This is a genomic window from Azotobacter chroococcum, assembly GCF_002220155.1.
Lineage (GTDB): Bacteria > Pseudomonadota > Gammaproteobacteria > Pseudomonadales > Pseudomonadaceae > Azotobacter > Azotobacter chroococcum.
Genome location: NZ_CP011835.1, coordinates 3230342 through 3252635 on the forward strand (window position 1 = coordinate 3230342; position 22294 = coordinate 3252635).

Here is a 22294-nt window from a genome sequence, read left to right on the forward strand (position 1 = left end):
GGACGACGCCCGTTGCGCCAGCGCCCAAGCCGCGACGCGCCGGCATCCAGCGGATGCCGGCAAGCACTCAGGCCACTTCCAGATAGCACTTGTGGATGGCGTCGCCCAGGCACTGCACCTGCTCGATGTACTCGGTGATCCAGGCATGCATCCCGGTTTCCAGGACCTCCTCGATCACCGTGTAGCGCAGCCGTGCCTCCAGCTCGGCCGCCAGGCGCTGCGCCGGACGGCCGTTGTCGCCGGGCAGCGCGGCGAGGTTCTGCTGCAGCTCGGTCAGGCAGGAGCGCAGCGAGCGCGGCACTTCCGCCCGCAGCAGCAGCAGCTCGGCGACCTTGCCGGCCCGCGGCGAGCCGCGATAGATCTCGGCGAAGGCCTCGAAGGCGGTCAGCGCACGGAGCAGCGCGCTCCACTGGTAATAGGCGCGCGCCGAGCGGTCGTTGGGGTCCTCGCTGTCCGCGCCGAGCAGCTCATAGCGGGCGTCGAGCAGGCGCAGGGTGTTGTCGGCCCGCTCGATGAAGGTGCCCAGACGGATGAAGCTGTGCACGTCGCCACGCATCAGGGTGCCGTAGGTGGCGCCGCGGAACAGGTGCGAGCGCTCCTTGACCCACTCGCAGAAACGGCTGATGCCGTAGCCGCTCAGTCCCTGCTCGGCGAGGTCGAGCAGGGTCAGCCAGGTGGCGTTGATGTTCTCCCACATGTCCGCGGTGATCCGCCCGCGCACCGCATGGGCGTTGCTGCGCGCCGCGGCCAGACAGTTGAACAGGCTGGCCGGGTTGCTCGCATCGAGGGCGAAGAAGTGCAGCATGCGTTCGGCGTGCAATTCGCCGTGGCGCTGCAGGTAGTCCTCGAGGGTGCCGGTGATCAGCAGCGGCATGGCCAGCTCGTCGAGGCCATTGCCGCGACCGTCCTGCGGCATCAGGGACAGCGAATAGCTGACGTCGAGCATCCGCGCGAGATTCTCGGCACGCTCCAGATAGCGCGACATCCAGTACAGATCGGCGGCGGTTCTACTTAACATGCTCGATAATTCCCTCAATCCTCAACGACCCAGGTGTCCTTGGTCCCGCCGCCCTGGGACGAGTTGACCACCAGGGAGCCTTCTCGCAGGGCCACGCGGGTGAGCCCACCGGGCACCAGGCGGGTTTCGCGGCCGCTCAGGACGAAGGGCCGCAGATCAATGTGCCGCGGCGCGATGCCGCTTTCGACGAAGGTCGGGCAGGTCGACAGGCTCAGGGTCGGCTGGGCGATGTAAGCCTCGGGACGCGCCTTGAGACGCTCGCGGAAGGCCTCGATCTCGGCCTTGGTGGCCGCCGGCCCCACCAGCATGCCGTAACCGCCGGACCCCTGGGTTTCCTTGACCACCAGCTCGGGCAGATGGGCCAGGACGTGGGACAGATCCTGCGGCTTGCGGCATTGCCAGGTGGGCACGTTCTGCAGGATCGGCTCCTCGCCCAGGTAGAAACGGATCATGTCGGTGACGTAGGGGTAGATCGACTTGTCGTCGGCCACGCCGGTGCCGATGGCATTGGCCAGCACCACGTTGCCGCGGCGGTAGGCCGAAAGCAGCCCCGGCACACCGAGCACCGACTCGGGATTGAACGCCAGCGGATCGAGGAAGGCATCGTCCAGCCGACGGTAGATCACGTCCACCGGCCTGGCGCCGGCGGTGGTGCGCATGAATACCCGCTCGTCACGGACGAACAGGTCGGCCCCCTCCACCAGTTCCACGCCCATCTCGCGGGCCAGGAAGGCGTGTTCGAAATAGGCGCTGTTGTAGCGCCCCGGGGTCAGCACCACCACGCTGGGATTGTCCAGCGGGCTGGAACTCCTCAGGGTCTCCAGCAGCAGGTTCGGATAGTGGTCGACGGGGGCGATGCGCTGGGCGGAGAACAGTTCGGGGAACAGCCGCATCATCATCTTGCGGTCTTCCAGCATGTAGCTGACGCCGCTCGGCGTACGCAGGTTGTCCTCCAGCACGTAGAAAGTGCCGTCGCCGTCGCGCACCAGGTCGACCCCGGCGATGTGCGCGTAGATGTCGCGATGCAGGTCGAGCCCGTGCATGACCTGCTGATAGCCGTCGTTGGACAGCACCTGCTCCGGCGGGATGATGCCGGCCTTGAGGATGCGCTGATCGTGATAGATGTCGGCGAGAAACAGGTTCAGTGCCTGGACCCGCTGGATGCACCCAGCCTCGATCCCGCGCCATTCGCTGACGGGGATGCTGCGCGGGATGATGTCGAAGGGAATCAGACGCTCGGTGCCCTGCGCGTCGCCGTACAGGGTGAAGGTGATGCCCGCCCGGTGAAACAGAAGATCGGCCTCGCGCCGGCGCTGGGCCAGCAGCTCCTGGGGAGTGTTCTCCAACCAGTTGGCGAAGCCCCGGTAATGCGGCCGGCAGACGCCGTCCGCATCGTACATTTCGTCAAAAAATTGGCGATCCATGCATGCTCCTCGGCTGTGCATAGAAGAAATTCGCAAAGCTCATGCCAGTTGCCAAGTTCCTATTCCTATCAATGTGTTGGAGACGCTTCACGACCGCTGCCGACGAATCGGAAGCGGGCCGGCGGCTGGTTCGCCACCCGCTCCAGTCGCTGTCCAGTCGCTACCGACCGGATCCGAACGCCCCGCTGCGCCTCCCAAGTTTCTCTCTTGCGGACAGGGTGCGGCGGAACCGGGAAGGCCATGCACCAAAAAAGCTCCCGATTTATCCAGCAAGATCCACCGCGCACCAAAAAAATGCAACACCCGGCGTAGACGGCCAGCCGGCAGACATTCGGCCGCTGCGCTGCGACGTATCGGGGCAGCGGGCCGACCACCGCCTGCCGGATCGGGCTCCGGACGCCTAGCCCTCATGAACGATCCGGGTGCCCAGCAATCCGACGAAGCTGGCCAGCCAGGCCGGATGGGCCGGCCAGGCCGGCGCCGTGACCAGGTTGCCATCCACATGGGCCTGGTCCAGTGGAATGTCCACATACTCGCCACCGGCCAGCCGCACCTCGGGGGCGCAGGCCGGATAGGCGCTGCACGAGCGGCCGTCGAGCACCCCGGCCGCGGCCAGCAGCTGGGCGCCATGGCAGACGGAGGCAATCGGCTTGTTCGCCGTGGCGAAGGCTTGCACCAGCTTCAGCACGCGCGCGTCGAGGCGCAGGTATTCGGGCGCCCGGCCACCCGGGATCAGCAGCGCGTCGTAATCCTCGGCGCGCACCCTGGCGAAGTCGAAGTTCAGGGCGAAGTTGTGCCCCGGCTTTTCGCTGTAGGTCTGGTCGCCCTCGAAGTCGTGAATGGCGGTACGCACGCTCTGCCCGGCGCTCTTGCCCGGACACACGGCATGCACCGCATGGCCGAGCATCAGCAACGCCTGGAACGGCACCATGGTTTCGTAATCTTCGGCATAGTCGCCGACCAGCATGAGGACCTTCTTGGCGGACACGGAAAACTCCTGAGCAAAACGCGGAAAACGCGCATGGCCTCCTCGGCCGGAACCTGGGGACTCTGCGCGACAGGGAGGCCCACCCTACCCTGCCGCCCCCCGGCCGTCGACCCACCCTCGGCCCGGCCAACGACTCAACCGCCGCGATCCAGCAGATCGACCACCAGCCGGTCCAGCCAGCCCCACAGCCGCTGGTACAGACGGCGGTACCAGGGCCGGGCCTGCCAGGAGGCCAGGTCGACCTCGTGGCTGATCTGGAAGTCGGCGAGGAAACATTCGACAACCTCGGCGATGAAGACGGGATCGCGCGTTTCGAGATTGGCCTCCAGATTCAAGCGTAGGTTCCAGTGATCGAAGTTGCAGGAACCGGCGCTGACCCAGTCGTCGACCAGCACCATCTTCAGGTGCAGGAAGCGCGGCTGGTATTCGAAGATGCGCACGCCGGCGCGCAGCAGGCGGCGGTAATAGCGTTGTCCGGCATAGCGCACCGGCGGGTGGTCGGTGTTGCGCCCGGCCAGCAACAGGCGCACCTCCACCCCGCGCCGGGCCGCCTTGAGCAGGGCGCGGCGGACCTTCCAGGTCGGCAGGAAATACGGGGTGGCCAGCCAGATCCGCCGGTTCGCGCGGCGCAGGCTGCGGATCAGCGCCAGCAACACGTCGCGGTGCTGGCGCGCCTCGGCATAGGCGAGCCGCCCGGAACCCTCGCGGCGCAACGGTTCCGGCGGGATGCGCGGCGGCTTCGGCGGGCGCTGCGAATGCCAGCGTCTACGCTCGTGGCAGAGCATCCACTGGTGGTCGAACAGCGTCCGCCAGTCGGCCAGCAGGGGGCCGGCGATTTCCACCATGATCTCGTGCCACTGAGCGCCTTTATCCTCCGGATTCCAGAACGCGTCGGTGGCGCCGGCACCGCCAACATAACCCAGGCGATCGTCCACCAGCAGCAACTTGCGATGGTCGCGATGCAGGTTGTGCAGCCCGAAGCGCCAGCGCAGGGGATTGAACTGCGCCAGGGCGACGCCGGCCTCGGTCAGCCGACTGCGCAGACCCGCACCGAACCCGAACGCACCGAAGCCGTCGAACAGGCAGCGCACCTGCACGCCGCGGCGGGCGGCGTCGACCAGCGCCTCGACCAGGCACTCGGCACAGCGGCCGTCCTCGATCAGGTACAGCTCCAGGTCGATGCGCCATCTGGCGCCGGCAATGGCTTCCAGCATGCGCGGAAAGAACACCTCGCCGTCGATCAGCAGACCGAAGCGATTGCCGCCGCGCCAGGGGAAGACCGCCCCCTCCCGCATCATGGCCCCCAGCCTGCAGGGACGCCGGCGAATGCTCCCAGCAGGGAACACCGCCGCCCTGCCGGTGACGGCCGCCTGGACGGCAAAGGGGTAAATGACTGGTGCATGCAACCTCTCGCTTGAAGACCGGGCGCAGGCCGATAACCGCTCCTGGCCAGCGCCGGAAGCTCACCGGCCGGTTCCGGGACACGGGTTCAGGGCACGGCTGCCGCCTCTTCCTCGGCCAGCAGACGGCAGCCCTCGCGCGGACCGAGCCAGACGGCGCTGTGGGTGCGCCCCAGACCACGGGCGGTCACCGTCCGGCTGGCCGGCTCGTCGTGCAGCTGGTCGATCGGGATGTACTGCTGGATATAGACCTGGCAATAGTCGGCCGGGTTGCCGCTCACATAGCGACACGAGCAGTACTCCTTGGCGCTATAGGCGCCGATGATGTCGGGAAAGGCCGCCAGATGCGCGCGGTTCGGCCAGACCACGGTGGCCACCAGCAGCACGGCCGAGCCCAGCAGCAGGGCATGACGACGGCGCATCAGCGGGCCTCCCCGGAAACGAAGGCCGCGCGGGCCAGATGCAGGAAGTCGTTGTGCCGATAGCTCGGATCGCGGTCGTCGGCGAAGCGGACGATCACCAGCTTTTCCGCCGGCAGCACATAGAGCGCCTGGCCCCAGTGGCCCAGCGCGGCGAAGGTGTCCGCCGGCGCGTCCGGCCAGGGCCGGGGCGCCCCCTCCAGCGGCAGGTTCAGCCACCAGTGGCCTCCCGGCACCAGCCCCGCCGCACGCGGCTGGTAGCCGGGTACCGGCGAGCGGTTGAAGGCGACCCAGTCCGCCGGCAGCAGCCGACGCTCGCCCCAGCGGCCGTCGCGTAGCATCAGCAGGCCGACCCGGGCCAGGTCACGGGCATTCAGATAGGCGTAGGAGGCACCGATGAAGGTGCCGGCCGCGTCCCTTTCCCAGACCGCCGAGGTGATGCCGAGCGGCTCGAACAGCGCCCGCCAGGGGTAGTCCGCATAGCGCTCGGCCGGGAGCATGCCCTTCAGCGCCGCCGCGAGCAGCACGCTGTCGCCGCTCGAATAGCTGAAGCGGGTGCCGGGCATGGCGTCTGCCTGATGCCGGGCGACGAAACGGGCCATATCGTTATGGCCACGGGTGTAGAGCATGGCGACGACCGAGGAGCGCAGCGGCGCGTACTCGTAGTCCTCCTCCCAGGCCAGGCCGGAGGTCCAGTTGAGCAGGTGGCGCAGACGCAGGTCGGGATGGGCGGCGAGGGCCGGATAGTAGCGCACCGCCGGATCGTCGAGCCGGAAGCGGCCCTCGCCGTAGGCGATGCCGAGCAGACAGGCGAGCAGACTCTTGCTCACCGACCAGACCAGATGCGGCGTGCGCTCGGTGGTCGGCGCGGCATAGCGCTCGTAGACCAGCACACCGTCACGGATCACCACCACCGCGTCGCTGCGCACGCCGCTGCGCTCGGCCTCGTCCCGCGGCGGGAAGGCATAGGCCTCGAAGGCCTCGAGCGCCGCCCCCGGCACGACGGGCTGCCGCGTCCAGTCGGCGCCCGGCCAGGCCTCCCCGGCGCCTGCCGGTCCGGCAGCGAGCACGGCGGCCGCCAGGCAGGCCAGCAGGAACCGGACGGGAAAGGCAATGGCGGACATCGGATCGACCTCGCGACAGGCAGAGCGCGAAGCCTAGCACGGGCCGGATGACGAAATGGGCACGACCCGGCAGCAGGGAATGCCTACTTCGGCAGCTGGTAGTCGGCCGGCCCGAGGAGGTCGATACCGCACTCCAGATGCTCGACCCAGTTGAGGAAGGCGTCGATCATCTCCTTGCCGACGAAGGGGCGGCCATGCTGCGGCACGATCATGTCCACCTTCATGTTGCGCACCATGCCCACCCACAGCCGGCAGACCTTGTTGCTGGCCATGTAGCGGCGATGGAAGGCATCCATGTGCGGGATATGGCTGGCGAAATCGCGCACCGGGGTGGCGTCGTCCACCAGCGAGGCGCCCATGTCGCCGGAGAAGAGGATGCGGCTCACCGGGTCGTACAGCTGGAAGTTGCCCACCGAGTGCAGGAAGTGCGCCGGCACCGCCTTCAGCTGGCAGCGACCGAGAGCGATCGAGTCGCCACGGTCCGGCAGGGCGATGATCCGGTCGTAGGTGGAGATGCCATGGCTCATGGCCAGGTAGTTGGCGGTCAGGTGCGGCAGGAAGCGCGCCCACAGCTTCGAGCAGAGCACCTTGGCCTTGGTGTGCAGCAGCCACTTGCCCAGCGAGGAGATGATGTCCGGGTCCTGGTGCGAGGCGAAGATGTAGGTCAGCTCCTGCAGCGAGATGCGCTTCGACAGCTCCAGCGACAGCGGCGTGTAGGTCAGGTCGCCGCCCGGATCGAGCAGCAGGTACTGGCCGTGGTCGGTGATCAGGAACTGGTTGGTCTGTACGCCCTCGCCCCTGACCAGATCATCGAAAAGCAGGCATTGATGGGTGCCGTTGTCGAACAGCACATGGGGTTCGCGTCGCATGGAAACCTCGCTGGATGCAGAGGCTCGCCAAAATACTCCGCAGTGCCCTCCGGCTTAGTGACGCAAATCAACCCGTTTCCTGCGGCCATTTCCAGGTAGCGCAGCCTGTCACGCAAGGATCACCCAAACGTCACGGACGTGACACCGCCCCCGCCTAGCTTGAGCGTACCCGACCAAGTCGATCCGACCCCACAACGACAGCAGCCGGTCAGGACGCGCCGCCGCCGCGGGGCGCGTCCTGCCGAAGCGCATCAGGCGGCTCACGGAGACCCCTATGACCCACGGTGCCCTCACCTCCGAACGCAAGACCCCAGAACGCCGGTTGCGCGCCGAACGCCTGCTCGGCGCGCATGCCCTGCGCGAGGCCCAGGCCCTGCGCTTTCGCGTGTTCAGCACGGAATTCGACGCCAAGCTCAAGGGCGCCGAACTGGGGCTGGACATGGACGACTACGATCCGCACTGCAGCCACATCGGCGTGCGCGACCTCGCCAGCGGCGAGCTGGTCGCCACCACCCGGCTGCTCGACCACCGGGCCGCCGCCGGCCTCGGACGCTTCTACAGCGAAGAGGAATTCAGCCTCCACGGCCTGGCCCGCCTGCAGGGCCCGCTGCTGGAGATCGGCCGCACCTGCGTCGCCCCCGGCTATCGCAACGGCGCCACCATCGCCGTGCTCTGGAGCGAGCTGGCCGAGGTGCTCAACGAGGGCGGCTACCGCTATCTGATGGGCTGCGCCAGCATCCCCATGAAGGATGGCGGCATCCAGGCCCAGGCGGTCATGCAGCGCCTGCGCGAACGCCACCTGTGCACCGCGCAGCTGCGCGCCGAACCCAGGACCCCGCTGCCGCGCCTCGAACTGCCCGGCAACGTCACCGCCGAACTGCCACCGCTGCTCAAGGCCTACATGCGCCTGGGCGCCAAGGTCTGCGGCGAACCCTGCTGGGACCAGGACTTCCAGGTGGCCGATGTGTTCATCCTGCTCAAGCGCGACGAGCTGTGCCCCCGCTACGCCCGTCATTTCAAGGCCGCCGTCTGACCGATATCCCGTGTGACGGACAGGACGCCCGGAGCGGCGCCCTGTCCGTCATTGTCCTGCCTTGCGAGAACCCATGAAGAAACTCCGCTTCTACAGCCGCCTCCTCCGCCTGCTGGCGGTGCTCGCCCTCGGCCTGGCCATGGCCGGCTGGGTCAGCCTGCTGGAACGCTTCAGGCGCAACGAGCTGATGGCCCTGCGCCAACGCCTGACCCGCCGCTTCCTCGCCCAGCTGGCCGCCGCCCTGCCCTTTCGCCTGAGCCTGCACGGCCAGTTGCCCGAGCGGCCCATGCTGTGGGTCGGCAACCATGTCTCCTGGACCGACATCCCCCTGCTCGGCGGGCTCGTCCCGCTGTCCTTCCTGTCCAAGTCCGAGGTGCGCAGCTGGCCGCTGGCCGGCTGGCTGGCGCACAAGGCCGGAACGCTGTTCATCCGCCGCGGCGCGGGCGACAGCGGCCTGGTCAGGAGCCAGCTGCTGCGCCACCTGCAGCACGGTCACGACCTGCTGATCTTCCCCGAGGGCACCACCACCGACGGGCGCAGCCTGCGCAGCTTCCACAGTCGCCTGCTGGCCAGCGCGGTGGAGGCGCAGGTGCCGGTGCAGCCGGTAGCGATCCGCTACCTGCGCGACGGGGCAGTCGACCCGGTCGCCCCCTTCATCGGCGACGACGATCTGCTTTCGCACCTGCTGCGCCTGCTGCGCAGCGAATGCAGCGAGGTGGAAATCCACCTGCTGCCGCCGCTGGACAGCCAGGGCCTCAGCCGCACCGAACTGAGCCGCCAGGCACACACAGCGATCGCCGAGCGCCTATTCGGCAGCCCCGCAGCCTTGCCGGTCGCCGCCTGAAGGATCAGGACTCGCCCCGCTGCGTCAGGGCGAACTCCTGCAACTGCGGATAGAAGACCCGGAAGTCGTCGCTCAGCGGCCGATAGAGCTGCTCCAGCTCGTCCAGCGCGCCGGCCAGCCCTTCCGGGCGCGACAGGCGCCGCTGCATGCCCAGCAGCACCCGCTCCAGCACGGCGAAGTCGCGGTAGCTGCCCAGCCAGTCCTGCTGCGCCATGCGCGGCGCCAGCCCGGCCAGCCGGCCGGGCAGCTGCGCCTCGCCGGCGAGCAGCGCGTAGACCCGCGCGGTGAAGGCCGGCAGCGGTTCCTGCGCATAGTCGCTCCAGTGGCAAGCCAGGCAGTGGTCGAAGAACACGTCCAGGAGGATGCCGGCATAGCGGCGCCGCGCCTCGGGAAAGCGCGCCCGGGCCTGGCACACCCGCGGATGGCTGTCGGTGAAGGCATCGATGCGCCGGTGCAGGCGGATGGCGGCCTCGATATCCGCTGGCCAGCGCCCCTGCAGCGGGCCCTTGACGAAATCGCCATAGAGGCTGCCGAGCAGGTCGGCCGGTTGCGGGCCGCCCAGATGGAGATGGGCCAGGTAGTTCATGGCGGAAGTCTAGCCCGGATCGCCGGCCGGCACGACGACAGCCACGCACCAGCATTGCTATATCGCGATATTACAATATAAGATTCGTCCCAACACGATTTATCCTGGCAGGACCATTCCATGCCCAACGACTTCGACGAGATCTACAAGGCCCTGGCGCACCCCGTGCGCCGGCAGATCCTGCAGTGGCTGAAGGAGCCCGAGCGCTACTTCCCCAACCAGGAGCACTCCCTGGAACTCGGCGTCTGCGCCGGCCAGATCGACCAGCGCACCGGGCTGTCCCAGTCCACCGTCTCGGCCCACCTGGCGACCCTGCAGCGCGCCGGACTGGTCAGCGTACGCAAGGTCGGCCAGTGGTGTTTCTTCAAGCGCAACGAAGCGGCCATCCAGACCTTTCTCGAACAGCTCCACGACGCGCTGTAAGCACGCGCACCGCCCACCTCTGCCGAAGGTGCAGCCTGACCGACGGCCCCGACCATCCGATCGAACCCCTGAGAGGACCATCCATGAGCACACTCTTCGACCCGATCAAGATCGGCGACCTCGAACTGCCCAACCGTATCGTCATGGCCCCGCTGACCCGCTGCCGCGCCGAGCCCGGCCGCGTGCCGGGCGCGCTGATGGCCGAGTACTACGTGCAGCGCGCCAGCGCCGGCCTGATCATCAGTGAAGCCACCTCGGTCTGTCCGATGGGTGTCGGCTATCCCGACACGCCCGGCATCTGGTCGCAAGAGCAGGTCGCCGGCTGGAGGAACGTCACCCAGGCGGTGCATGCCGCTGGCGGGCGCATCGTCCTGCAGCTCTGGCACGTCGGACGGATCTCCGATCCGCTCTACCTGAACGGCGAACTGTCGGTGGCGCCGAGCGCCATCCAGCCCAAGGGTCATGTCAGTCTGGTCCGCCCGATGAAAGCCTTCGAAACCCCGCGCGCCCTGGAAACCGACGAGATCCCCGGCATCGTCGAGGCCTACCGCAAGGGCGCCGAGAACGCCAAGGCCGCCGGCTTCGACGGCGTGGAAATCCACGGCGCCAACGGCTACCTGCTCGACCAGTTCCTGCAGGACAGCACCAACCGGCGCAGCGACCAGTACGGCGGCAGCCTGGAAAACCGCGCCCGCCTGCTGCTGGAAGTGACCGATGCAGCCGTTTCCGTATGGGGCGCCGGGCGAGTCGGCGTGCATCTGGCGCCGCGCGCCGACCTGCACGACATGGGCGACGCCAACCGCGCCGAAACCTTCGGCTACGTGGCCCGCGAGCTGGGCAGGCGCGGCATCGCCTTCCTCTGCACCCGCGAGAAGGAAGACGCCGACAGCCTGACGCCACAGCTCAAACAGGCCTTCGGCGGTGTGGTGATCGCCAACGAGCGCTTCACCAGGGAACAGGCCAACCGCTGGCTGGCCGAAGGCAAGGCCGACGCCGTGGCCTTCGGCGTCCCCTTCATCGCCAACCCCGACCTGCCGGCGCGCCTGGCAGCCGATGCGCCGCTCAACGAGCCGCACCCGGACACCTTCTACAGCTCGGGCTCGCAGGGCTACCTGGACTACCCGACCCTGTAGTCCGCCATCGGATCCGGCCCGATCCCGCGCCGGCCGTGCCGGGGCCGGCTCCGTCTCAGCGCCTGTTCAACTGCTGCTGCAGGCTGCGCATCTGGCTCTGCAGGGCGGTGAAGCTGCGCGTGGTCTGCGCGCGGAAGGCGTCGAACTCGGCGGTATCGGCGACGCCGCTGCGCGGGGTCGGCCGGTTGTCCAGTTCGCTGCGCAGCACCAGCAGTTCCTGCTCGAGGCGGCCGATGGCCGGCGCCGGATCGCTGCGCTTCTTCAGCGCCGCCATCTCCCCGTCCAGACCATTCAAGCGTGCGCCCAACCGTTGCTCCTGCCCGGCCTGCTGCTCCTTCAGCGCCGCCACCTCCCCGGCGAGACCGCCCAGCCGTTCGGCCAGCCCCTGCTCCTGGTCGGTCTGCTGGCTCTTCAACGCCGCCTGCTCGCCGGCGAGCGCCTGCAGCCGCTCGTCGAGCTGGCGCAACCGGCCGTCCAGCTGGGCTACCAGCTCCACGGCCAGCCCCTGCTGCTTCTGCAGGTCTCCGGCCAACTGCCCGAGGCGCAGATCCTGCTCCTCCTGGCGGGCCTGCAGCGCCTGCTGGCGCTTGTCCTGCTCGGCCAGACGGCCCTCCAGCTGGCGGATCTGCAGCCTCAGGCTCTCGCTGCCGGTGGTCGCACTGGACTCGGCGGCCACCACCTTGCCGCTGATGTTCTGGATGCGCAGCGCCGCATCCTCGCTGATCCGCGCGAAGCTTTCCTGAGTCGCCACCAGCTGCTGCTCCATCAGCGCGAGGCGCTGCTGGCTCCACCAGCCGAGCCCGCCCAGGGCAAGGGCCAGCGCAACGACCAGCGCCCCCAGGAAACCGTTGCCGGCCCGGCGTGCCGGCGGCGCCTCGTCGGGCGCGGCATGGCGCGAATCCGGGCCGCGAACCTCCGTTCGCAGGCTGGGGATATGCTCCACTTCATCGAAGGAATCGTTGCGCATGGGAATCTTCGCAAAGGCACGGCCGAGAGGTCCTGCAGTATAGCGATTCGGGCCGCCGGCCGGGTTGTCGGCCCTGCGGCAACGGGGCTCTAGCATGGGCTTTCCCACACGCATGCTGCGTGGATATGTCGCAACCCCGGTGCTATGATCCTTGGCCTACGGCGCCTCGCGCCCCGCTCCAAGCAGCACCCGAACCGGTCGCGCCCATGCCGCGTGTCCCACGACCTGATGAAGATGGAGAGTTGATCATGGCTTTTGAACTGCCGCCGCTGCCTTACGAGAAAAACGCCCTCGAGCCGTACATTTCCGCCGAGACCCTGGAATACCACTACGGCAAGCACCACAACACCTACGTGGTGAACCTGAACAACCTGATCCCGGGCACCGAGTTCGAAGGCAAGAGCCTGGAAGACATCGTCAAGACCTCCTCCGGCGGCATCTTCAACAACGCCGCCCAGGTGTGGAACCACACCTTCTACTGGAACGGCATGAAGCCCAATGGTGGCGGTCAGCCGACCGGCGCCCTGGCCGACGCCATCAACGCCGCCTTCGGCTCCTTCGACAAGTTCAAGGAAGAGTTCACCAAGACCGCCATCGGCACCTTCGGCTCCGGCTGGGCCTGGCTGGTGAAGAAGGCCGACGGCTCCCTGGCCCTGGCCAGCACCATCGGCGCCGGCTGCCCGCTGACCAGCGGCGACACCCCGCTGCTGACCTGCGACGTCTGGGAACACGCCTACTACATCGACTACCGCAACCTGCGTCCGAAGTACGTCGAGGCGTTCTGGAGCCTGGTCAACTGGGACTTCGTGGCCGCCAACTACGCCGCCTGATTCCCCGCTTGCCGCAGAAAACCCGACTCCGGTCGGGTTTTCTCGTTTCTGGTGGCGAAAAAACTCTTTTGCATTGCAAAACAAGCAGTTTTTGACGTCTACACGAGGCGTGCCAATACTTGACCGAGGCGGTACTCCACCAGGACCCCTCATGTGAAGCCGGCCCCGCGCAACAGCCTGTCCCTGAAACTGCTCCGTGTGGTACTGCTCTGCGCCCTTCTGCTCGGACTGCTGTTCAGCTGTGCCCAGATCGCCTTCGAGCTGCAGAAGACCCGCCAGCAGATCGACCACGAGGCGCAACAGATCCTCGCCATGTTCCGCGTGCCCGCGTCCCAGGCGCTCGACAGCCTGGACCGGGAGCTGGGCCTGCAGGTCGTCGAAGGCCTGCTGCACCACGAGTCCGTCGCCTCGGCCAGCATCGTCCTGCCCTCCGGTGCGCCCCTGGCCGAACGCTCCCGCGAACCGCCGGTCTTCACCGGCCACGTCCTGACCGACGCGCTGCTCGGCCGCGAGCAACACTTCGCCCTTCCGCTGCTCGGCCGCCCCCCCGACAACGCTCGCCACGGCGACCTGCACATCAGCCTGGACACCGCCGCCTATGGCCACGACTTCCTGGCCCGCGCGCAGGTCATCTTTCTCTCCGGCCTGCTGCACGCCCTGGTCCTGGCCCTGCTGCTCTACCTGATCTACCAGCGGCTGCTGAGCAGACCACTGGACCGGATCATCGCCAACCTCGCGCAGATCGACCCGGAACACCCCGGTGCCCGGCAACTACCGATGCTCGAGGACCACGAGCAGAACGAGCTGGGACTGTGGATCCGCACCGCCAACCAGCTGCTCGCCTCCATCGAGCGCAACACCCGCCTGCGCCACGAGGCGGAATACAGCCTGCAGCGCATGGCCTACTACGACGTCCTCACCGGCCTGCCCAACCGCCAGCACCTGCTGCGCCTGCTCGGCCAGCTCCTGGTCGATGCGCGCCGCCACCAGCGGCGCGTCGCCGTGCTATGCGTCGGCCTGGACGACTTCAAGTCGATCAACGAGCAGTTCTGCTACCGGAGCGGCGACGAGCTGCTGCTGGCCCTGGCCGACCGCCTGCGCAGTCACGACACCGCTCCCGGCGCCCTGGCACGCCTGGGCGGCGACCGTTTCGTGCTGGTCCGCGCCGATATCGAGGAGCCCTACATGGCCGCCGAGCTGGCCCAGGCCATCCTCGACGATCTGGAGGCGCCCTTCCATCTGGAACAGCAGGAGGCCCAGTTGCATGCCAGCATCGGCATCACCCTCTATCCCGAGGACGGCCGCTCCCCCGAGAAGCTGCTGCAGAAGGCCGAACAGACCATGACCCTGGCCAAGCGCTCGTACAGCCGCTACCAGTTCTACATCGCCAGCGTCGACCGCGAGATGCGCCACCGCCGCGAGCTGGAAAAGGACCTGCGCGAAGCCCTGGCGCGCGACGAGTTGCAACTGCTCTACCAGCCGCAGCTGAACTACCGGAACCTGCGGGTGGAAGGGGTCGAGGCCCTGCTGCGCTGGCGCCATCCGCGCCATGGCCTGGTGCCGCCGGACCAGTTCGTGCTGCTCGCCGAACACAGCGGCAGCATCATTCCCATCGGCGAGTGGGTGCTCGACCAGGCCTGCCGGCAGCTGCGCGAGTGGCATGACCAGGGCTTCGGCGAACTGCACATGGCGGTCAACCTGTCCGCCGTGCAACTGCGCCACGACGGCCTGCCGCGCCTGATCGACCGGCTGCTGCGCACCTACCGGCTGCCTGCCGGCAGCCTGGAGCTGGAGGTCACCGAAACCAGCCTGATGGAGGACATCCAGGTCGCCGCCCGGCACCTGCGCAGCCTGCGCCGCTGCGGCGCGCGGATCGCCATCGACGATTTCGGCACCGGCTACTCCTCGCTGAGCTACCTGAAGAGCCTGCCGCTGGACAAGATCAAGATCGACAAGAGCTTCGTCCTGGACCTGCTCAACGACGAGGATCACGACGCCGGCACCATCGTCCGCACCATCATCCAGCTGGCCCGCAGCCTGGGCAAGCAGGTGACTGCCGAAGGCGTGGAAACCGTCGCGCAGGAGGCCTACCTGATCAGCCAGGACTGCCACGAGGGACAGGGCTACCTGTACAGCAAGCCGCTGCCGGCGGCGGAACTGGCGGCTTTCATCCGCCAGGCACAGCTCCGCCAGGCGCCCGTCAGCTGATGCTCGCCCGTTAGAGCGCTGCCGATCGGCCATCGGTCCACTTTTCAAAAATGCAAATCCTTCGCATTATAGTCGCAACGCGCATCGCGCCCCGCCGACCCCGCCGCAAGGACTTCCGCCATGCCCCGCACTTCCCTGGCCGCCGCCAGCCTGCTCGCCGTCGCCATCTCGCTCGCCGGCTGCGACGACAAAAAGGAATCCGCCTCCAGCCAGGCCGTCGCCCCGGCAGCCACTGCTCCCGCCGCCACAGCGCAGGCCGACGAGGCAGCCGCCAAGGCGGTGGTCAGGCATTACGCCGATCTGGCGCTGGCCGTGTTCGGCGATGCCCTGAGCAGCGCCAAGGCCCTGCAGCAGGCGGTCGACGCCCTGCTCGCCAAGCCGGACGCCGACACCCTGCAGGCCGCCCGCGAAGCCTGGATTGCGGCGCGCGTGCCCTACATGCAGAGCGAGGTGTTCCGCTTCGGCAACCCGGTGGTGGACGAATGGGAAGGCCAGCTCAACGCCTGGCCGCTGGACGAGGGGCTGATCGACTATGTCGCCGCCGACTACCAGCACGCCCTCGGCAACCCTGGCGCCAGCGCCAACATCGTCGCCAACAGCGAGATCCAGGTGGGCGAGGAGAAGGTCGATGTCGCCACCATCACCGGCGAAACCCTGGCCAGCCTCAACGAACTGGCCGGCTCGGAGGCCAACGTCACCACCGGCTACCACGCCATCGAATTCCTGCTCTGGGGCCAGGACCTGAACGGCACCGCTCCCGGTGCCGGTCAGCGCCCGGCCAGCGACTATGTGGTTGGCGAGGGCTGCAGCGGCGGCCACTGCGAGCGCCGCCGCGCCTACCTCAAGGCGGCCACCGACCTGCTGGTCAGCGATCTGGAGCACATGGTCGGCCAGTGGCAGCCCCAGGTGGCCGACAACTACCGCGCCAGCCTGGAACGGGAACCGGCCGCCAACGGCCTGCGCAAGATGCTCTTCGGCATGGGCAGCCTGTCCCTCGGCGAACTGGCCGGCGAACGCATGAAGGTGCCGCTGGAGGCCAACTCCACCGAGGACGAGCAGGACTGCTTCAGCGACAACACCCACAATGCGCACTTCTACAACGGCAAGGGCATCCGCAACGTCTACCTGGGCGAATACCGCAAGCTCGACGGCAGCCTGCTGAGCGGGCCGAGCCTGTCGTCGCTGGTCGCCAAGGCCGACGCCCAGGCCGACGCCAGCCTCAAGGCCGATTTCGACGCCAGCGAGGCCCGCCTGCAGTCGCTGGTCGACAGCGCCGCCAAAGGCCAGCACTTCGACCAGTTGATCGCCGCCGACAACGCCGCCGGCCAGCAACTGGTGCGCGAGGCCATCGCCGCACTGGTCAAGCAGACCGGCTCGATCGAGCAGGCCGCAGCCCGCCTGGGCATCGGCGACCTGAGTCCGGACAGCGCCGACCACAGCTTCTGACCCCCGCCGCTTGCCGGGCGCGGCTCACCGCCGCGCCCCTCCCTGGAACGCCGTCGATGCCGTCACCGCTTCACCGTCTTTCCCTCCTGCTGCTGGTACTCGGCCTCGGCGCCTGCGACGGACAGTCTCTCGATTTCAGCCGGGCCGAGCCCGGCGAGGCACTGTCGGCCGGCAGCGCCACCGTCCAGCGCAGCGACCGGGACGCCTTCGCCCAGCCCTCGGCCAACCTGACGCCCGAGCAGCGCATGGACTTCGCCGTCGGCAACAGCTTCTTCCGCAAGCCCTGGGTGATCGCCCCGGCCAGCACCACCGCCCGCGACGGCCTCGGCCCGCTGTTCAACACCAACGCCTGCCAGAACTGCCATATCCGCGACGGTCGCGGCCATCCGCCGGAGGCGCAGGCGGACAACGCGGTGTCCCTGCTGGTGCGCCTGTCGATCCCCGAGACGCCGGACACTGCGCACTTCGTCGAACGTCTCGGCGTGGTTCCCGAACCGGCCTACGGCACCCAGCTGCAGGACATGGCAGTGCCCGGCGTCACCCCGGAGGCCAGGGTGCGCCTGAGCTACGACAGCCACCGCCTGCGTTTTTCCGACGGTTTCGAACTGGAGCTGCGCCGGCCCCGGCTGCAGCTCGACCGCCTTGGCTACGGCCCGCTGCACCCCGACACCCGCTTTTCCCTGCGCATCGCCCCGCCGATGATCGGCCTCGGCCTGCTGGAGGTGATCCCCGAAGCCGCCATTCTCGCCAATGCCGATCCCGACGACACCGACGGCGACGGCATCTCCGGCCGCCCCAACCGGGTCCGCGACCAGGGCAGCCAGAGCACCGCCCTCGGCCGCTTCGGCTGGAAGGCCGGACAGCCGAACCTCAGCCAGCAGAACGCCGACGCCTTCCTCAACGATCTGGGCCTCTCCACCCGCCGGCTACCCGGCAGCAACTGCACGGCAAACCAGGCCGTCTGCCTGGCCAGCGCCACCGGCGGGATGCCGGAGGTCGACGACCACCTGCTCGCCCGGGTGCTGTTCTATACCCGCCACCTCGGCGTGCCGGCCCGGCGCGCCGTGGACGATCCGCAGGTGCTGGCCGGCAAGGCGCTGTTCCACCGCGCCGGCTGCGCGCAATGCCATACCCCCACCTTCGTCACCGCCCCCGACGCCGCCGAGCCGGAGCTGGCCAACCAGCCGATCCGCCCCTACAGCGACCTTCTGCTGCATGACATGGGCGACGGTCTGGCCGACAATCGTGCGGAATTTGAGGCCAGCGGCCGCGAATGGCGGACTCCGCCACTGTGGGGCCTCGGCCTGACGCAACGGGTCAGCGGCCACACCCAGCTCCTCCATGACGGCCGGGCGCGCAATCTGCTGGAAGCGATCCTCTGGCATGCTGGCGAAGCGCAAGCGGCGCGGGATCGGGTCCTGACCTTCGACGCCGGCCAGCGCGCAGCCCTCCTGGCCTTCCTGAACTCCCTCTGAAAAAGGAACCGCAGCATGTTCCGCAGCACCCCGCTCCTCCTTGCCCTGACCGGCCTCCTGCTCGGCGCCTGCACGCCCAAGGAGCCCAACCTGCAGACCAGCAACGCCCTGACCGACGGCGTGCTGCTGCCGGCCTACAGCGCCTGGACCGAAGCCGACCGCCAACTGGCGGCCAGTGCCCTCTCCTTCTGCGCCGGCAACGAGGACCTGCAGCAGGCGCGGCAGATCTTCCTGACCGCCCAGGCCAGTTGGGCCGCCCTGCAGCCCCTGCTGCTCGGACCGCTGGCCGAAGGCAACCTGACCTGGCAGGTGCAATTCTGGCCGGACAAGAAAAACCTGGTCGCCCGTCAGGTCGAAAGCCTGCTGCAGCAGAAGCCGGAGCTGACCCAGGCCGACCTGGACCAGGCCAGCGTGGTGGTCAAGGGTCTCAGCGCCTACGAATACCTGCTCTTCGACAAGAGCCTGGACCTCGCCGATGCCGCCCAGCGCCAGCGCTACTGCCCGCTGCTGATCGCCATCGGCAAGCACCAGCAGACCCTCTCCGCGGAAATCCTCCAGCAATGGCAAGGAGAGGCTGGCATGGCCGCGCAACTGAAGAAGTTTCCCAACAGCCGCTATGCCGAAGCCAAGGAAGCCGTCGCCGAAATCCTGCGCGTCGAAGTCAGCGCCCTCGACGGCCTGAAGAAGAAGCTCGGCACCCCGCTCGGCCGGCAGAGCAAGGGCGTGCCGCAGCCGCTGCAGGCCGAGTCCTGGCGCAGCCAGTCCACGCTGTCGAACCTCGCCGCCAGCCTGGCGACGGCCGAACGCCTGTGGCTCGGCGGCAAGCAGGACGGCATCCGCAGCCTGCTCGACGCGGATCAGGCGGAGCTCGCCCAGCGCCTCGATCAGGCCTTCGGCGACAGCCGCGGGCAGCTCGCCGCCCTGCAGCGTCCGCTCGACGAACTGCTCGCCGACAAGGCCGGGCGTGACCAGTTGAACGCCCTCTACGACAGCCTCGACCGCCTGCACCGCCTGCACGAGCGCGAGCTGGCCAAGGCGCTCGGCATCCAGCTCGGCTTCAATGCCCACGACGGCGACTGAGGCGACGATGAAGCGACGCACCCTGCTCGCCGGCGGCGGCATCCTGCTCGCCGCCGCCAGCCTCGGTGGCTGGACCCTGGCGTCCGGCGGCCGCCAGCCGCTGCTGCTCTCCGCCCGCAACGACGCCGATGGCCGTCACTACGCGGTCGGCTACCGGCTGGACGGCAGCCGGGCCTTCGCCACCCGGGTAGCCGAGCGCTGCCACGACGTGGTGCCGCATCCGCAGCTGCCACTGGCGCTGTTCGTCGGCCGTCGGCCGAGCCGCGAGAGCTACCTGCTCGACACCCGTGACGGCCGCCTGCTGCAGACGCTGGCAACCCCCGCCGACCGGCACTTCTACGGACACGGCGTGTTCCATGCCGGCGGCGAATGGTTCTACAGCACCGAGAACGACACCCGCGAGCCGGGCCGCGGGGTGGTCGGCGTCTATCGCCTGCAGGCCGAGCGCCTGCAGCGCGTGGCCGAGCACGCCAGCCACGGCATCGGCCCGCACCAGCTGCTGTGGATGCCCGACGGCGAAACCCTGGTGGTGGCCAACGGCGGTATCCGCACCGAGGCCGACAGCCGCGAGAAGATGAACCTCGACGCCATGGAGCCGAGCCTGGTGCTGCTGCACCGCGACGGCCGCCTGCTCGGCAAGGAGCAACTGCCCGAGCGGATGAACAGCGTGCGCCACCTGGCCGTGGCCAGCGACGGCACCGTGGTCACTGGCCAGCAGTACGAGGGGGCCCCGCAGGATGCCGTGCCGCTTCTGGCGATCAAGCGTCCCGGCCAGGCCTTCCAGGCCTTCCCCCTCGGCGAGGCCCAGCGCCAGGCGATGCACCAGTACACCGCCAGCGTGGCGATCCACAGCGGACTGCGCCTGCTGGCGGTGACCGCACCGCGCGGCAACCGGGTATTCGTCTGGGACCTGGACAGCGCCGCGCTGCGCCTCGATGCGCCACTGGCCGACTGCGCCGGTGTTGCCGCGGTCGCCGAAGGCTTCGTCGTCAGTTCCGGACAGAGCCGCTGCCGGCTGTACGACTGTCGCCAGGCACAAATTGAAACCCGCCATCTGGAACTGCCGGCGGGGCTCTGGGACAACCATCTGCGCATGGCCTGATGCCACTATCTGGCAAAGCAGGGGCTGAACGCTGGCAGTTTTGCCTTGATAGACCGCCTGTCAGCTCTTACTCTGAAAGAGCCCGGTTTGGGCGACCCCAACCTTCAAGGATTGAAGCACGCTGTATCCGGTCCGGCTCACCAGCCCGCCGGATGCCATGGCTTCTTGGAAAGGAATCCGAACGATGCGCCATCTGCGGCCGCTGTTTGCCCTGTGCACCTCCCTGCCCGTCTGTACCGTTTTCGCGGCCACGCTTCCAAACGCCGGCCGACTGATCCACGAAATCGAAACCGCACCGCTTTCCGTACCCGCCCCCCAGAGCCTCGACCTGACCCTGCCGGACAGCAGCAACGGCAAGGTGGCCGCTGGCGGCCCCACACTGTCGGTGACGGGATTTCGCCTCACTGGCAACCAGGCCATCCCGAGCAGCGAACTCCTGCCCCTGCTCGATGACCTGAAAGGCCGCAGTCTCAGCCTCGGCGAGCTGCAACAGGCCGCGCAGCGCCTGTCCGACTACTATCGCCAGCGCGGCTATCCACTCGCCCGCGCCTACCTGCCGGCCCAGGAAATCGACCAGGGCGTCGTCGAAATCGCCCTGCTCGAAGGCCGCTACGGCCAGGTCCGGCTGCAGAACAGCTCGCGCGTCAGCGACCGCGTCCTGAACGCTCCGCTTTCCCCCCTGGAAAGCGGCACGGCGGTCGAGGGCAAGGAACTCGAGCGCAGCCTCCTGCTGCTGCAGGACACGCCCGGCGTCGAGGTCAAGTCCACCCTGCGCCCCGGCACCAGCGTCGGCACCTCGGACCTGATCGTCGAGGCCCGTCCCGCACCGCTGGTGAGCGGCTCGATCGACGCGGACAACTACGGCAACCGCTACATGGGCCAGAATCGCCTGGGCCTGACCCTCAACCTGAACAGCCCGCTGGGGCTGGGCGATCAGTTGAGCCTGCGCGCCATGCGCTCCGACGAGGACCAGAACTACCAGCGCATCAGCTACCAGCTGCCGGTCGGTACGGCCGGTACCCAGGTCGGCGTGGCCTACTCCGACATGGACTATGAACTGTCCAAGGACTTCGACGAACTGGACGCCCATGGCAATGCACGCATCGCCACCGCCTTCGTGCTGCAGCCGCTGATCCGCAGCCGCGCCTTCAACCTCTACGGGCACCTGCAGTTCGAGGATAAGTTCCTCGAGGACGACATCGACCTGTTCTCCAGCCGCAGCGACAAGCGCCTGCGCAACTGGAGCGCGACCCTCAGCGGCAATGCCCAGGACAGCCTGGGCGGTGGAGGTGTCACCAGTTTCGCCCTCACCTACACCCACGGCGACCTGAACATCGACAGCGGCGACGTGGAGCGGCTGGACTCGGCCACGACCCGCACCCAGGGCACCTTCAACAAGTGGAACCCGGCCATCCTGCGCCTGCAGCGCCTGACCGACCGCCTCAGCCTCTACACCCACCTGCAGGCCCAGCTCAGCGACGGCAACCTCGACTCCGCGGAGAAGTTCTGGCTCGGCGGTCCCTATGGCGTGCGCGCCTATCCGCAGGGCGAAGCCACCGGCGACCAGGGCTGGCTGGCCAACGTCGAGCTACGCTACGCCCTGACGCCGGCCTGGCAGCTCTCCACCTTCATCGACCATGGTGAGATCCGCCTGAACGAGGATACCTGGGACGACGGCGACAACCACCGCAGCCTTTCCGGCGCCGGGGTCGGCGTCAACTGGAGCGACCATGGCTGGCGGATCAGCGCCGTTTCCGCCTGGAAACTCGGCAGCGAGCGCACCGAGAGCGATGTCAACCGCACGCCACGCGTCTGGGTTCAATTAGTCCGCTACTTTTAATACCGAGCGGCACGCGTCTCATCGCCGAGTCGGCAGTACGGCCTTAGCGCACCGATCATGTCCGCAGTCGAACGTACGCCCATCG

20 protein-coding genes are annotated in these 22294 nt (G+C 68.3%); 11 read left to right on the forward strand and 9 right to left on the reverse strand.

Going from position 1 to position 22294, the window contains the following annotated elements:
• Positions 1 to 67 precede the first annotated feature (67 nt).
• The 7 genes from ACG10_RS15020 to ACG10_RS15050 all read right to left on the reverse strand — a co-directional run bounded on the left by ACG10_RS15020 (position 68) and on the right by ACG10_RS15050 (position 7242).
• The gene (locus ACG10_RS15020) at positions 68 to 1018 is read right to left on the reverse strand and encodes an alpha-E domain-containing protein (protein WP_039802816.1); all 951 of its coding nucleotides are present in this window, start codon (positions 1016 to 1018) and stop codon (positions 68 to 70) included.
• 14 nt (positions 1019 to 1032) lie between these two features.
• Positions 1033 to 2442: a circularly permuted type 2 ATP-grasp protein gene (locus ACG10_RS15025; protein WP_089168830.1), complete on the reverse strand. Its 1410-nt coding sequence runs from the start codon at positions 2440 to 2442 to the stop codon at positions 1033 to 1035.
• A gap of 400 nt (positions 2443 to 2842) precedes the next feature.
• Positions 2843 to 3409, reverse strand: a complete 567-nt coding sequence (locus ACG10_RS15030; protein WP_089169905.1) for a DJ-1/PfpI family protein — start codon at positions 3407 to 3409, stop codon at positions 2843 to 2845.
• A 155-nt stretch (positions 3410 to 3564) separates the two neighbouring features.
• The gene (locus tag ACG10_RS15035) at positions 3565 to 4725 is read right to left on the reverse strand and encodes a phospholipase D-like domain-containing protein (protein ID WP_089169906.1); all 1161 of its coding nucleotides are present in this window, start codon (positions 4723 to 4725) and stop codon (positions 3565 to 3567) included.
• 194 nt (positions 4726 to 4919) lie between these two features.
• Complete coding sequence (locus ACG10_RS15040) at positions 4920 to 5252, reverse strand: amidase (protein WP_089168831.1); 333 nt, start codon at positions 5250 to 5252, stop codon at positions 4920 to 4922.
• A complete protein-coding gene (locus ACG10_RS15045) occupies positions 5252 to 6373 on the reverse strand; it encodes a serine hydrolase domain-containing protein (protein WP_089168832.1) in 1122 nt (373 codons plus the stop codon). Before ACG10_RS15045 ends, ACG10_RS15040 begins: the two co-directional genes overlap by 1 nt.
• A gap of 83 nt (positions 6374 to 6456) precedes the next feature.
• A complete protein-coding gene (locus ACG10_RS15050; protein ID WP_089168833.1) occupies positions 6457 to 7242 on the reverse strand; it encodes an oxygen-binding di-iron domain-containing protein in 786 nt (261 codons plus the stop codon).
• A gap of 274 nt (positions 7243 to 7516) precedes the next feature.
• Here ACG10_RS15050 and olsB point away from each other — a divergent pair, with 274 nt between their 5' ends.
• Together olsB and ACG10_RS15060 are read left to right on the forward strand one after the other, a co-directional pair.
• A complete protein-coding gene (gene olsB / locus ACG10_RS15055; protein WP_039802801.1) occupies positions 7517 to 8275 on the forward strand; it encodes an L-ornithine N(alpha)-acyltransferase in 759 nt (252 codons plus the stop codon).
• A 73-nt stretch (positions 8276 to 8348) separates the two neighbouring features.
• The gene (locus tag ACG10_RS15060; RefSeq protein WP_039802800.1) at positions 8349 to 9119 is read left to right on the forward strand and encodes a lysophospholipid acyltransferase family protein; all 771 of its coding nucleotides are present in this window, start codon (positions 8349 to 8351) and stop codon (positions 9117 to 9119) included.
• A gap of 4 nt (positions 9120 to 9123) precedes the next feature.
• Here the strand turns inward: ACG10_RS15060 and ACG10_RS15065 are convergent, their stop codons facing one another.
• Entirely contained in the window at positions 9124 to 9705 is a 582-nt protein-coding gene (locus tag ACG10_RS15065) for an acyl carrier protein phosphodiesterase (protein WP_039802799.1), read from the reverse strand.
• A gap of 120 nt (positions 9706 to 9825) precedes the next feature.
• Here ACG10_RS15065 and ACG10_RS15070 point away from each other — a divergent pair, with 120 nt between their 5' ends.
• Complete coding sequence (locus ACG10_RS15070) at positions 9826 to 10128, forward strand: ArsR/SmtB family transcription factor (protein WP_089168834.1); 303 nt, start codon at positions 9826 to 9828, stop codon at positions 10126 to 10128.
• A gap of 83 nt (positions 10129 to 10211) precedes the next feature.
• The gene (locus ACG10_RS15075; protein ID WP_089168835.1) at positions 10212 to 11261 is read left to right on the forward strand and encodes an alkene reductase; all 1050 of its coding nucleotides are present in this window, start codon (positions 10212 to 10214) and stop codon (positions 11259 to 11261) included.
• A 55-nt stretch (positions 11262 to 11316) separates the two neighbouring features.
• Here ACG10_RS15075 and ACG10_RS15080 read toward each other — a convergent pair whose 3' ends face one another.
• Positions 11317 to 12228 carry an ATPase gene (locus ACG10_RS15080; protein WP_089168836.1) on the reverse strand — a complete coding sequence of 304 codons (912 nt, stop codon included), beginning with the start codon at positions 12226 to 12228 and terminating at the stop codon, positions 11317 to 11319.
• Between the two features lie 248 nt (positions 12229 to 12476).
• On the opposite strand from ACG10_RS15080, the gene sodB reads away from it, so the two are divergent.
• The 7 genes from sodB (at position 12477) to ACG10_RS15115 (ending at position 22209) form a co-directional block, all read left to right on the forward strand.
• Positions 12477 to 13058: a superoxide dismutase [Fe] gene (gene sodB / locus ACG10_RS15085; RefSeq protein ID WP_039802791.1), complete on the forward strand. Its 582-nt coding sequence runs from the start codon at positions 12477 to 12479 to the stop codon at positions 13056 to 13058.
• A 153-nt stretch (positions 13059 to 13211) separates the two neighbouring features.
• Positions 13212 to 15266 (forward strand): putative bifunctional diguanylate cyclase/phosphodiesterase, encoded by a 2055-nt coding sequence (locus ACG10_RS15090; RefSeq protein WP_089168837.1) that lies wholly within the window; start codon positions 13212 to 13214, stop codon positions 15264 to 15266.
• 120 nt (positions 15267 to 15386) lie between these two features.
• Entirely contained in the window at positions 15387 to 16712 is a 1326-nt protein-coding gene (locus ACG10_RS15095; protein ID WP_089168838.1) for an imelysin family protein, read from the forward strand.
• 56 nt (positions 16713 to 16768) lie between these two features.
• On the forward strand, positions 16769 to 18187 hold the full coding sequence (locus tag ACG10_RS15100; RefSeq protein ID WP_089168839.1) for a di-heme oxidoreductase family protein: 1419 nt from the start codon (positions 16769 to 16771) through the stop codon (positions 18185 to 18187).
• A gap of 15 nt (positions 18188 to 18202) precedes the next feature.
• Positions 18203 to 19267: an imelysin family protein gene (locus ACG10_RS15105; RefSeq protein WP_089168840.1), complete on the forward strand. Its 1065-nt coding sequence runs from the start codon at positions 18203 to 18205 to the stop codon at positions 19265 to 19267.
• A 7-nt stretch (positions 19268 to 19274) separates the two neighbouring features.
• Positions 19275 to 20369 (forward strand): DUF1513 domain-containing protein, encoded by a 1095-nt coding sequence (locus ACG10_RS15110; protein WP_089168841.1) that lies wholly within the window; start codon positions 19275 to 19277, stop codon positions 20367 to 20369.
• 184 nt (positions 20370 to 20553) lie between these two features.
• On the forward strand, positions 20554 to 22209 hold the full coding sequence (locus tag ACG10_RS15115; protein ID WP_089168842.1) for a ShlB/FhaC/HecB family hemolysin secretion/activation protein: 1656 nt from the start codon (positions 20554 to 20556) through the stop codon (positions 22207 to 22209).
• Positions 22210 to 22294: the final 85 nt, after the last annotated feature.